11 protein-coding genes are annotated in these 11,462 nt (G+C 67.2%); 8 read left to right on the top strand and 3 right to left on the bottom strand.

All coding sequences use genetic code 11. The annotated features are described in order from the left end of the window. Nucleotides 1–368: 368 nt before the first annotated feature. Both RSO01_RS20620 and atzF read right to left on the bottom strand, forming a co-directional pair. Nucleotides 369–1,121, bottom strand: a complete 753-nt coding sequence (locus RSO01_RS20620; RefSeq protein ID WP_147151334.1) for an SDR family oxidoreductase — start codon at nt 1,119–1,121, stop codon at nt 369–371. 32 nt (nt 1,122–1,153) lie between these two features. After that, nucleotides 1,154–2,932 (bottom strand): allophanate hydrolase, encoded by a 1,779-nt coding sequence (gene atzF / locus RSO01_RS20615; protein WP_147151333.1) that lies wholly within the window; start codon nt 2,930–2,932, stop codon nt 1,154–1,156. Nucleotides 2,933–3,188: 256 nt separating this feature from the next. Here atzF and RSO01_RS20610 point away from each other — a divergent pair, with 256 nt between their 5' ends. The 8 genes from RSO01_RS20610 (at nt 3,189) to hpxZ (ending at nt 10,754) form a co-directional block, all read left to right on the top strand. After that, entirely contained in the window at nt 3,189–4,793 is a 1,605-nt protein-coding gene (locus RSO01_RS20610; protein ID WP_147151332.1) for an ABC transporter substrate-binding protein, read from the top strand. A gap of 97 nt (nt 4,794–4,890) precedes the next feature. Beyond that, nucleotides 4,891–5,904, top strand: a complete 1,014-nt coding sequence (locus RSO01_RS20605; protein WP_147151331.1) for an ABC transporter permease — start codon at nt 4,891–4,893, stop codon at nt 5,902–5,904. Nucleotides 5,905–5,906: 2 nt separating this feature from the next. Then, nucleotides 5,907–6,752 (top strand): ABC transporter permease, encoded by an 846-nt coding sequence (locus RSO01_RS20600; protein WP_246158623.1) that lies wholly within the window; start codon nt 5,907–5,909, stop codon nt 6,750–6,752. Next, the gene (locus RSO01_RS20595; protein WP_147151329.1) at nt 6,749–7,717 is read left to right on the top strand and encodes an ABC transporter ATP-binding protein; all 969 of its coding nucleotides are present in this window, start codon (nt 6,749–6,751) and stop codon (nt 7,715–7,717) included. Before RSO01_RS20600 ends, RSO01_RS20595 begins: the two co-directional genes overlap by 4 nt. Continuing rightward, entirely contained in the window at nt 7,699–8,667 is a 969-nt protein-coding gene (locus RSO01_RS20590) for an ABC transporter ATP-binding protein (RefSeq protein WP_246158621.1), read from the top strand. The genes RSO01_RS20595 and RSO01_RS20590 overlap by 19 nt, the downstream gene beginning before the upstream one ends. A 14-nt stretch (nt 8,668–8,681) precedes the next feature. Then, nucleotides 8,682–8,870, top strand: a complete 189-nt coding sequence (locus tag RSO01_RS47430) for a DUF4089 domain-containing protein (protein ID WP_170303224.1) — start codon at nt 8,682–8,684, stop codon at nt 8,868–8,870. Further along, entirely contained in the window at nt 8,867–10,249 is a 1,383-nt protein-coding gene (locus RSO01_RS20580; RefSeq protein WP_147151327.1) for an AtzE family amidohydrolase, read from the top strand. Before RSO01_RS47430 ends, RSO01_RS20580 begins: the two co-directional genes overlap by 4 nt. 103 nt (nt 10,250–10,352) lie before the next feature. Then, nucleotides 10,353–10,754: an oxalurate catabolism protein HpxZ gene (hpxZ, locus tag RSO01_RS20575; protein WP_147151326.1), complete on the top strand. Its 402-nt coding sequence runs from the start codon at nt 10,353–10,355 to the stop codon at nt 10,752–10,754. Here hpxZ and RSO01_RS20570 read toward each other — a convergent pair. Continuing rightward, nucleotides 10,751–11,455: a ribonuclease activity regulator RraA gene (locus RSO01_RS20570; RefSeq protein WP_147151325.1), complete on the bottom strand. Its 705-nt coding sequence runs from the start codon at nt 11,453–11,455 to the stop codon at nt 10,751–10,753. The two genes, hpxZ and RSO01_RS20570, sit on opposite strands and share 4 nt — an antisense overlap. Nucleotides 11,456–11,462: the final 7 nt, after the last annotated feature.

Raw genomic sequence — 11,462 nt, 5'->3', positions numbered from 1 at the left:
CGCCTGGAGGGCAGTCGATGCTCGCCCCTTCCGTCTCAAAGGGGCAGTCCAGCGCAAGGGCCAGCAGAAAATGCAGAAATTCACGAACCAGGCGCCTGCAGTGCATGCTCTCCTGCGGCAGAACCGAGAGGCGGCGGCGCGCGCCGGCACATACGGCACCTCACCGTCAAAACCTCTGTGCAGAGCTACTAGGACTTGGCAGCGCGGACCCATGGTCTTCTGGACCGCGAGCCTCCTACGCCGAATCGGCCGAAGGCCGAGTCGGCTCCCTACGCTCATGATCTTGTCTTTTCCGCACGGCGCGGGCTCTCGCGCTTGATGACAAGCGCTGCCGCCCGTTCGTTGGAAGAGGTTGGCGCGCGAGCGCGCTAACCTCTTCCAACGAACGGCATCTTGGTCGCCATCACCGTCATGAACTGCACGTTGGCGTCGAGCGGCAGGCTGTCCATGTAAAGGATGGCGTTGGCCACCGCGCTCACATCCATGCGCGGCTCGGCGACGGTCGTGCCGTTGGGCTGCAGCACGCCCTTGGTCATGCGCTCGGTCATCGGAGTCACCGCGTTGCCGATGTCGATCTGGCCGCAGGCGATGTCGTACTGCCGGCCATCGAGCGAGGTCGACTTGGTGAGGCCGGTGATGGCGTGCTTGGTCGAGGTGTAGGCGACCGAGAACGGCCGCGGCGCATGGGCCGAGATCGAGCCGTTGTTGATGATGCGCCCGCCGCGCGGGCTCTGGTCCTTCATGATCTTCATGGCTTCCTGGGTGCACAGGAATGGACCCGTCAGGTTCGCCGCCACGACGCCGAGCCACGTCTCGTAGGGCAGCTCCTCGAGCGGCACGGGCGGGGCGCCGCCGCCGGCATTGTTGAACACCAGGTCGAGCCGGCCCCAGGTCGCCTTGACCTTGGCGAACAGCGCCACGATGTCGTCGCGCTTGGTGACGTCGGTCGGTACGGCCATGGCGTTGGGCGTGTTGTTGCCGGCCATCTTGGCGGTCTCGTCCAGCGCATCCTTGCGCCGGCCGGCCAGGGCCACCTTGTAGCCGTTGTTCAACAGGGCGAGCGCTGAAGCGCGGCCGATGCCGCTGCCCGCGCCGGTGACGACTGCGATCTTTCCGCTCATGGACCGTTTCCTCCTAGAAGGAGGGGACCCTATCAGACCGGCAGGGTCTTTAAATAGGCTCGCCAGCCGCCCAGTGAGGTGATGTCCTCTGCATCCGCCGTGGCATGGGCTTCGCACAAGAAGCCCGGGACGCCCGAGCCGTCGGCCAGGGTCACCGTACCCAGGCCCAGCGGTGCGGGGATCTTGAGCAAGAAGCTGCCGACCGCGGCGGCCGGCAGGCTCCAGACTTCGAGCTCGATGGTGCCGCCATCCTTGGCGACGCGCACCATGCCAGGCCGCTGCGGCGGGTCGCCGGGCAGGGCGTAGAAGCGATAGACCGGCGCGGTCTTGGCCTTGCTCTCGAGCCGGCCGCCCAGCTCGGTGAGCTGGCCGTTGAGCGGCAGTCCGCTCATGTGCGCACCGACGACGGCGATGGAAACGCGGTCCTCGGCCAGCACGGGATCGTGGGCTGCGGCCGGGAGCTGGCTCGTGGTCTTGCCCAGAGGCAACGGCACCTCGCGCTGCCAGCGCGCGCCGAAGGCCAGCAAGGCGCGCTCGCCATGCGCCGTGCCGATCAGGGTGATGCCGAACGGCATGCCGTCGGGCCGGAAGCCCGCCGGCAGCGCCAGCGCACTCAAGCCGAAGAAATTCACGAAGTTGGTGTAGTGGCCGAGGTGCGAGTTGTAGAGCACGGGCTCGCGCTCGAGATCGGCGACGCGGTAGATCGTCGGCGTCGTCGGCAGGACGACGAAGTCGAGCGTCGCCATCTGCGCCAGCGCCGCGGCCTTGAGCTCGCCGAGCTCATACTGGCCTTCGAAGGCATCGACGGCGCTGTACTCGCTGCCGGACATGACGATGTCGCGCGTCACCGGCCAGATGCCGGCCGTGCCGTCGGCCGCCGCCATGAAGGCGCCGACCGCGGCCGTGCGCTCGGCGACCCACGGGCCGCCGTAGAGAAGCTGCGCGGCGTCGCGGAACGGCGCGTAGTCGATCTCGATGGGGGTGCCGCCCAGGGCCTTCAGGCGTCCGACCGCCTGGGCGTAGAGCGCGGCATAGGCATCATCGCCGAAGAACTCGGCGTCGGCGTGCCGCAGCATGCCGAAGCGGAAGGTCTTGCCGATCGCCGTCGTTGCCTGCGGCTCGGCCGCGACCTGCAGCACGGCGTCGGCGTCGGCGCACGACAGCGCGAACACCGACACGCAATCGAGCGACTTGCAGGCCGGCACGACGCCGTCGGTGCTCAACAGGCCGGGCGTCGGCTTCAGGCCGACGATGTTGTTGAAGCCCGCTGGCACGCGGCCGGAGCCCGCGGTGTCGGTGCCGAGCGCGAAGCTCACCAGGCCCGCGGCGACGGCAACGCCCGAGCCCGAGCTGGAGCCGCCCGGCACGAACGACGGATCGAATGGATTTCTAGGCACTCCATAGGGCGAGCGCACGCCGACCAGGCCGGTGGCAAACTGGTCGAGGTTGGTCTTGCCGACCACGATGGCGCCGGCCTCGACCAGGCGGCGTACGACCTCGGCCGACGCCTCGGGCTGATAGGAGAAGCCCGGGCAGGCGGCGGTGGTCGGAAGATCCGCGACGTCGATATTGTCCTTCACCGCGAAGGGCACGCCGTAGAGCGGCAACTTGTCGATCTCGCCGCGCCGCGCGTCGAGCTTCACGGCTTCGGCCCGCAGTCGCTGGTCGGGCACACGCGTTATCCATACGCGGTCGTCGCCGGCTGCGGCGATGCGTTTCAGGACCTCCTCGATCACCTCGCAACAGGACAGGGCGCCGTTGGCGTAGCGGGCGCGCAAAGCGTGGAGACCAAGATCGAGGAGGGAATTCATTGAACTTTCTCTAATGCCGCCAGTCGCCGGTTGCATACAAAATGGATGCCAAGGCCCAATAAGCATGCAAATCGTCTAGATTGCATACAATTCGACCTCTGCCTCGCTTCGTGCGACGTGGAGGCCGCGGGGCCGACTGAATAGGGAATCTGGCTGAAAAATAAGCCGAAATTGGTCCAAACGGTCGATTTTCGAGAGCTGGCACATGGCTTGCAATTTCTCTGTTCCAGGGGAGCACGGGAACAGGGGGCAGGCGATGAGGCGTCGTTCGTTTATCAAGACCACTTCTGCAGCGGGGGTCGTGGTAGCGGCCGCACCGGCCATCTGGTCGGAGGCCAAGGCACAGGCCCGTAACGAGACCCTGCTGATCGTCGGCGAGAGCCCGCCCAACTCGATGGACATCCACGGCGTCGGCGCCAACCGCCCGGCCTACGAGGTCTCCTGGAACACCCACGACCGGCTGATGACCTACGGCGTCAAGAAGGACGCCAACGGCAACGACCACTACGACTACACCAAGCTCGAGCCCGAGCTCGCCACCGAATGGGACCTCAAGCCCAACTCGGTGACCTTCAAGCTGCGCCGTGACGCCAAGTTCCATGACGGCACGCCGATCACCGCCAAGGACGTGAAGTGGTCGTTCGACCGCGCCGTCACGGTGGGCGGCTTCCCGACCTTCCAGATGGCGGCGGGGTCACTGGAGAAGCCTGATCAGTTCGTCGTGGTCGATGACAACACCTTCCGTGTCGATTTCATCCGCTCCGACAAGCTCACCATGCCCGACATCGGCGTGCCGGTGCCGGTGATCATGAACTCCGAGCTCTGCAAGAAGAACGCGACCGCGACCGATCCATGGGCCATGGAATGGTGCAAGAACAACCATGCCTCGGGCGGCGCCTACAAGGTCGAGCGATGGCAGCCCGGGCAGGAGGTCGTCTATGCGCGCAACGACGACTGGAAGAACGGGCCGCTGCCCAAGATCAAGCGCGTCGTCATGCGCATCATCCCTTCGGCCGGCAACCGGCGCGCCCTGCTGGAGCGCGGCGACGCCGATCTGTCGTTCGATCTGCCGTCGAAGGATTTCTCCGAGCTGAAATCGTCGCCCAAGCTCACCGTGATCGGCACGCCGATCGAGAACGCGATGATGTATCTCGGCATGAACGTCAACCAGAAGCCGTTCGACAACGTCAAGGTGCGCCAGGCCGTGGCCTATGCCGTGCCCTATCAGCAGATCATGGACTCGGTGATGTTCGGCCAGGCGATCCCGCTGTTCGGCGGCGCCGACAACAAGTTCAAGGGCGTCTACTGGCCGCAGAAGGACGGCTACAAGACCGACATCGCCAAGGCCAAGGCGCTGATGGCCGAGGCGGGCTACCCGCAGGGCTTCGAGACCACGCTGTCGTTCGACCTGGGGCTTGCCAGCACCAACGAGCCGCTCACCGTGCTGGTGCAGGAGAGCCTGGCGCAGATCGGCATCAAGACCACGATCAACAAGATCCCGGGCGCCAACTGGCGCGGCGAGCTCCTGAAGAAGAACATGCCGATGATCACCAACGCCTTCGGCGGCTGGCTGAACTATCCGGAATACTTCTTCTTCTGGTGCTATCACGGCCAGAACGCCGTCTTCAACACGATGGGCTACAAGAACCCGGCGATGGACGCGCTGATCGACAAGGCGCGCTTCACCACGGGGCCGGAGTACGAGGCGGCGGTGAAGGGCTTTATAGACATGGCCTTCGAGGAAGTGCCGCGCGTGCCGATCTACCAGCCGCTCTTGAACGTGGCGATGCAGAAGAACGTCACCGGCTACCGCTACTGGTTCCATCGCCAGCTCGACTACCGGCAGCTGGCCAAGGGTTAGGTCGCGTGGCCGCGCGAAGGTTGTCATCCCGAGCGCAGCGAGGGACCTTTGGTCGTCGCTGCGAAAGGTCCCTCGCTTCGCTCGGGATGACACCGGGATGCTGAAGCTTCTCCTGTCGCGTCTGGCGACGGCGATCCCGAGCATCGTCGGGGTCGTCGTCGTCACCTTCATGCTGACGCGGCTGCTGCCGGGCGACCCGGCGGCCTACTTCGCGGGGCTGGCGGCGAGCCCGCAGGCGATCGCCGAGGTCAGGACCAAGCTCGGGCTCGACAAATCGCTGCCCGCGCAGTTCGTCGGCTATATCGTCGATCTGGCACACGGAAATCTCGGCAACTCGCTCAGCACCGGCCAGCCGGTGGTAGCAGAGATCGCCACGCGCCTGCCGGCGTCGGCCGAGCTCACGCTGTTCGCCCTGATCCTGGCGGTCGGTATCGCCATCCCCTTGGGCGTGCTGGCGGCGGTGAAGCAGGGCACCTGGATCGACCATCTCTGCCGCATCGTGACGACAGCCGGCGTGTCGTTGCCGGTGTTCTTCACCGGGCTGCTGTTCGCCTATGTCTTCTATTACCTGCTGCAATGGGCGCCGGCGCCCAGCGGCCGGCTCGACGTCTTCCTGTCGCCGCCCACACACATCACGGGTTTCTACCTCATCGACTCCGCACTCACCGGCAACATGGAGGTGTTCTGGGGCGCGCTGCGTCAGCTCGCCTTGCCCGCCATCTCGATGGCGATCTTTTCTCTGGCGCCGCTTGCCCGCATGACCCGCGGCTCGATGCTGTCGGTGTTGGGCAGCGACTTCATCCGCACGGCGCGGGCGAGCGGCCTGGCGCCGGGCACCGTCGTCTTCACCTACGCCTTCCGCAACGCCGTGCTGCCGGTGATCACCGTGCTCGGCATGGTGTTCTCCTTCCTGCTGGGCGCCAACGTGCTGGTCGAGACCGTGTTCGCCTGGCCGGGTATCGGCCTCTATGCTGTGAACGCGCTTATTACCTCGGACTACGCGCCGGTGCAGGGCTTCGTGCTCACCATGGCGGTGCTCTACGTCGCCCTGAACCTCGCGATCGACCTGCTCTACGGCCTGGTCGACCCGCGAGTCCGTTTGGATAGCTGACCGTGCTGCCGCTGCTGCGCCACGCCCGCTACGTGCTCTCGGAGAACCCGGTGACGGGGCTGGCCTTCGGTCTGTTTGCCATGTTTCTGGTGGCCGCAATCTTCGGACCGCTGATCGCGCCCTACAATCCCCTGCAGAGCAACGCCGCGATGGCGCTGAAATCGCCCTCGGCGGCGCACTGGTTCGGCACCGACCAGCTCGGCCGCGACATTTTCAGCCGCGTGCTGGTGGCGACGCGGCTCGACCTGTCGATCGCCTTCGCCTCGGTGATCCTGGCCTTCATGCTGGGTGCGCTGTCCGGCGTGGCCGCGGGCTACTTCGGCGGCTGGACCGACCGCGTCGTCGGGCGGCTGGCCGACACCATCATGGCCTTTCCGCTGTTCGTGCTGGCCATGGGCATCGTGGCGGCGCTGGGCAACGAGGTGATCAACATCGTGATCGCCACTGCCATCATCAACTTCCCGCTCTATGCCCGGGTGGCGCGTGCCGAGGCCAGCGTGCGGCGCGAGGCGGGCTTCGTCGAGGCGGCACGTCTGTCGGGCAATGGCGAAGCGCGCGTGCTCCTGGGCCATGTCCTGCCCAACATCATGCCCATCATGATGGTGCAGATGTCGCTCACCATGGGCTACGCCATCCTCAATGCCGCGGGCCTCTCCTTCATCGGCCTCGGCGTGCGGCCGCCGGCGCCGGAGTGGGGCATCATGGTCGCCGAGGGCGCCAACTTCATCCAGTCGGGCGAGTGGTGGATCGCGCTGTTCCCCGGTGCGGCGCTGATGCTGGCGGTGTTCTGCTTCAACCTCCTGGGCGACGGCCTGCGCGACATCATCGACCCGAGGCAGCGCACATGACCGCGGTGCCCGCCCTTGCCGTCGAGGAGCTGTCGGTCGAGTTCCGAACGCGCTCGGGCATCGTCAAGGTGCTCGACCATGTCGGCTTCAGCGTCGACAAGGGCGAGACTGTGGCGCTGGTGGGCGAGTCCGGTTCGGGCAAGTCGGTCACCGCCTTCGCCGTCATGGGCATCCTCGATCCGGCGGGCAAGGTCACCTCCGGCCGCGCCCTGTTCGGCGGTGCCGACCTTCTGGCGCTCTCCGAGCGCGACCTGGCCGAGCAGCGCGGCCGGGAGTTCTCGATGATCTTCCAGAACCCGCGCACGGCGCTGAACCCGATCCGCAAGGTCGGCCAGCAGATCGCCGACGTGCTGGTGCGCCACGGCGGCGCCACCCGTCCCGACGCCCCGCGCGCCGCCGTCGAGATGCTGAAGCGCGTGCGCATCCCCGATCCCGAGCGCCGCGTCGAAGCCTATCCCTTCGAGCTGTCGGGCGGCATGTGCCAGCGTATCATGATCGCCATCGCGCTTGCCTGCCGACCGGCGCTGCTGATCGCCGACGAGCCGACCACCGGTTTGGACGTCACCACCCAGGCCGTGATCATGGATCTGATCGGCGAGCTCGCGCACGAATCCGGCATGGCGACGATCTTCATCACCCACGATCTCGCGCTGGCTGCCGAATACTGCGACCGCATCGTCGTCATGCATGCCGGCCACGTCGTCGAAGCAGCCCCGGCGCGCGAGCTCTTCGCCCATCCGCGCCATCCCTATTCGGTCAAGCTTTTGGCCGCGACGCCGGGCGAGACCGCCTCGCTCGCCGAGCTGGCCTCGATCCCGGGCGGCCTGCCCGACCTGCGCCGGCCCGACCTGCCGGCGTGTCGCTACAGCGACCGTTGCGAGCGGCGCATCGACGACTGCGTAAAACCCTTGCCGAATCGGAGCCTGGGCGAGCGCCACATCGTATCGTGCTGGAACCCGCTGTGACCGCGCTGCTCGACATCGCCGAGCTCGCCAAGCGCTTCGACGTCGGCAACAAGCGCCTGCTGCACGCCGTCGACGAGGTGACCTTCACCATCGGCCGCGGCGAGACCGTCGGCCTGGTGGGTGAATCGGGCTGCGGCAAGTCCACGCTCGTGCGCCTGATCAATCGGCTGCTCGATCCGACCTCGGGCAGCATCCGCCTGGCCGGCACCGAGCTCGCCGACATGAGAGCGCGCGCCTTCGCCGGCAACGCCAACCGCGCGCGCATCCAGATGGTGTTCCAGGACGCCGGCGATTCGCTCAATCCGCGCTACACGGCGGCCGATGCCATCGCCGATCCTATCCGCCGCCTGAGGAAGATGTCGGGCGCGTCGCTCAAGAGCCGCGTCGAGGCGCTGGCCGACATGACCGGGCTGCCGCGCGAGCTTCTATCGCGCTTCCCGCATCAGCTCTCGGGCGGCCAGAAGGCGAGGGTGGGCATCGCCCGCGCCATCGCCGTCGAGCCCGAGCTCTTGATCCTCGACGAGCCGACGGCGGCGCTCGACGTCTCGGTGCAGGTCGTGATCCTGAAGCTCCTGCAGCAGCTCAAGCACGAGCTCGGCATGAGCTACCTGTTCGTCAGCCACGACCTCAACGTCGTGCGCCTGCTGTGCGACCGCGTGCTGGTGATGTATCTCGGCAAGATCGTCGAATCCGGCCCGGCCGCCGAGTTGTTCGCCGACCCCAGGCACCCCTATACGCGCGCCCTGATCTCGGCCATCCCGCAGGCCGATCCCGACAAGCGCGTCGGCCGCCTGCGTCTTGGCGGCGAGCCGCGCAGCCCGATCGATCCCGACCCGACCGTGTGCCGCTTCTACGGCCGCTGCCCCAAGGGCGAGCCGCGCTGTTCGGCCGAAATGCCGGTCTTGCGCACCGTCGCCCCGGCGCGGCACGTTGCCTGTCACTTTGCCTGAAGGGGAGAAAGACCGTGGCTGACGAAAAGCCCGATGTCGGCACGCTGGTCGACGAGGCGGCCAAGGCGATCGGCCTGCCGATCGCGCCGCAATACCGCGCCAACGTCATCGTGAACTACGAGCGTTCGATGCTGATCGCCAAGCCCTTGCTCGAGGTCGAGCTCGACGACGAGCTGACGTCGGCGCCGGTGTTCCGGCCATGACCGATCCGCTTTCCAAGCAGGCGACCGCGACCGACATCGCCCGCGCCGTGATGGCGGGCAAGGTCAAGGCTTCCGCCGTCATCGAGGCGACGCTGGCGCGCATCGAGGCCAGCGAGCCCACCGTCAACGCCTTCACCGACGTCCTGGCCGGGCGTGCCCGCAAGCGCGCCGCCGAGATCGATGCCGGTGTGCATCGTGGCCCGCTGGCCGGCGTGCCCTTCGCGGTGAAGAACCTGTTCGACATAAAGAGCCTGCCGACGCGCGCCGGCTCCAAGATCAACGTCGATGGCCCGAAGGCCGGGCGCGACGCCTCGCTGATACGCAAGCTCGAGGCCGCCGGCGCGATCCTCGTGGGCGGTCTCAACATGGGCGAGTACGCCTACGACTTCACCGGCGAGAACGCCCATTACGGGCCGAGTCGCAACCCGCACGATCCGACGCGCATGACCGGTGGCTCGTCGGGCGGCTCGGGCGCGGCGGTGGCGGCGGGCGAGGTGCCGTTGTCGCTGGGCTCCGACACCAACGGCTCGATCCGCGTGCCGTCCTCGCTGTGCGGCCTGTTCGGATTGAAGCCGACCTACGGTCGGCTGAGCCGCGCCGGCTCCTTTCCCTTCGTCGATGCCTTCGACCATCTCGGCCCGCTCGCGCGCTCGGTCGAGGATCTCGCGCTGTCGTTCGACGCCATGCAGGGCTGGGATCCCGACGATCCGGTGTGCACCGACCGGCCGGCCGATCCGACGGTGCCGTTCCTGAACGAGGGCATCGGCGGCCTGCGCATCGCTGTCGCCGGCGACTATTTTGCCAAGGGCGGCGAGCCGGAGGCCTTCGAGGCCGTGGCCACCGTCGCCAAGGCGCTCAATGCGACCAGGACGGTCGTCATCCCGCAGGCCGGCGTGGCGCGCGCTGCCGCGTACATCATCACGGCGATCGAAGGCGGCCAGCTCCATCTGCCGCGCCTGCGCACGCGGCCGCAGGACTTCGATCCCGACACGCGCGAACGCCTGATGGCGGGCGCACTGCTGCCGGGCTCGTGGTACGTCAAGGCCCAGCGCTTCCGCCGGCATTATCGCGCGGCGGTGCAGAAGCTGTTCGGCGAAGTCGACATCATCCTCGCCCCGGCGACGCCCTGCACCGCGCCCAAGCTCGGCCAGGTGATGATGAAGCTGGGTGGCGTAGAGCTGGCGGTGCGCGCCAATCTCGGCCTGTTCACCCAGCCGATCTCCTTCATCGGTTTGCCGGTCGTGGCGGTGCCGCTGCGCACGCCGGGTGGCATGCCGATCGGCGTGCAGGTCATCGCCAACCACTATAACGAGGCCGCCGCGCTGCGCGTGGCGCGCCATCTCGAGAAGCAGGGCGTGGTGAGCGCGCCGGCTGCCTGACCCTTCTGTCATCCTGAGCGTAGCGAAGGATCTCATGCCGGTTGCAAGCGGCGATGAGGTCTTTCGCTGCGCTCAGGACGACTCGTTGAGAGGACAGACATCAATGGACATCAACATTCCCGAAGTCGTTGCCGAGGTAACGGCGGCCTTCCACCGCTATGAGAAGGCGCTGAACAGCAACGACGTCGACGTGCTCGACGAGCTCTTCTGGAAGAGCCCGCACACCCTGCGCTACGGCGTCGGCGAGCAGCTCTACGGTTATGACCAGATCGCCGCCTTCCGCGCCGGCCGCGATCCCGGCTTCGTGCTGAACCGCGACCTATTAAAGGTCTGGATCGTCACCTACGGCCGCGACTTCGGCACCGCCAACTGCGAGTTCCAACGCCACGGCGGCAACAGGACCGGCCGCCAGAGCCACACCTGGATGCGCACGCCGGAAGGCTGGCGCATCGTGGCGGCGCACGTTTCGCTGCTGGGTGAGGCGACGATGATGAAGAAGCCCTAACGCCCGTTCTTCTTCCGCCAGACCGCGAAGTCGGTGAGCGATTGCGGGTCGGTCGCGGGATAGAGGCCGAAGATGCCGCGGCCGGCGCGCACCTGCTCGGTGACGAAGTCCTCGTAGGCCGTCATCTCGAAGGCCTCGTCGGCGATCTCGTCCAAGAGGTGGGCGGGGATGACGATGATGCCGTCCTGGTCGCCCAGGATGATGTCGCCGGGAAACACCGGCGCGTCGCCGCAGCCGATTGGCACGTTGATGTCGATCGCCTGGTGCAAGGTCAGGTTCGTGGGCGCGCTGGGACGCTGGTGGTAGGCCGGGATGCCCAGCGCCGCGATCTCGGCCGAATCGCGGAAGCCGCCGTCGGTCACCACGCCAGCGACACCGCGCTTCATCAGGCGCGTCACCAGGATCGCGCCCGCGGAAGCCGCGCGCGCGTCCTTGCGGCTGTCCATCACCATCACCGCGCCCGACGGGCAGTCCTCGACCGCCTTGCGCTGCGGATGGCTGCGGTCGCGGAAGACGTCCAGCTTGTTGAGATCCTCGCGCGCCGGGATGTAGCGCAAGGTGAAGGCGGGACCGACGAGCGTCGGCTGGTTGGGCGACAGCGGGTGGACGTTCTGGATGGCCTGGGTACGAAAGCCGCGCTTGAACAGCGCCGTCGCCGCCGTGGCCGTGCTGACCGTCTTGAGCTTGTCGAGCGAGTTCATGATTTCT

Origin of the sequence: Reyranella soli, assembly GCF_007992495.1 — a bacterium.
GTDB lineage: Bacteria > Pseudomonadota > Alphaproteobacteria > Reyranellales > Reyranellaceae > Reyranella > Reyranella soli.
The sequence above is the reverse complement of the archived record's forward strand: the minus strand, read 5'-3'. Positions and strand labels throughout refer to the sequence as shown.

What these genes read in the sequence shown, in the direction of transcription:
- RSO01_RS20620 (WP_147151334.1), bottom strand. Translation starts at nt 1,121, where the DNA reads ATGAGCGGAAAGATCGCAGTCGTCACCGGCGCGGGCAGCGGCATCGGC.
- atzF (WP_147151333.1), bottom strand. Translation starts at nt 2,932, where the DNA reads ATGAATTCCCTCCTCGATCTTGGTCTCCACGCTTTGCGCGCCCGCTAC.
- RSO01_RS20610 (WP_147151332.1), top strand. Translation starts at nt 3,189, where the DNA reads ATGAGGCGTCGTTCGTTTATCAAGACCACTTCTGCAGCGGGGGTCGTG.
- RSO01_RS20605 (WP_147151331.1), top strand. Translation starts at nt 4,891, where the DNA reads ATGCTGAAGCTTCTCCTGTCGCGTCTGGCGACGGCGATCCCGAGCATC.
- RSO01_RS20595 (WP_147151329.1), top strand. Translation starts at nt 6,749, where the DNA reads ATGACCGCGGTGCCCGCCCTTGCCGTCGAGGAGCTGTCGGTCGAGTTC.
- RSO01_RS20580 (WP_147151327.1), top strand. Translation starts at nt 8,867, where the DNA reads ATGACCGATCCGCTTTCCAAGCAGGCGACCGCGACCGACATCGCCCGC.
- hpxZ (WP_147151326.1), top strand. Translation starts at nt 10,353, where the DNA reads ATGGACATCAACATTCCCGAAGTCGTTGCCGAGGTAACGGCGGCCTTC.
- RSO01_RS20570 (WP_147151325.1), bottom strand. Translation starts at nt 11,455, where the DNA reads ATGAACTCGCTCGACAAGCTCAAGACGGTCAGCACGGCCACGGCGGCG.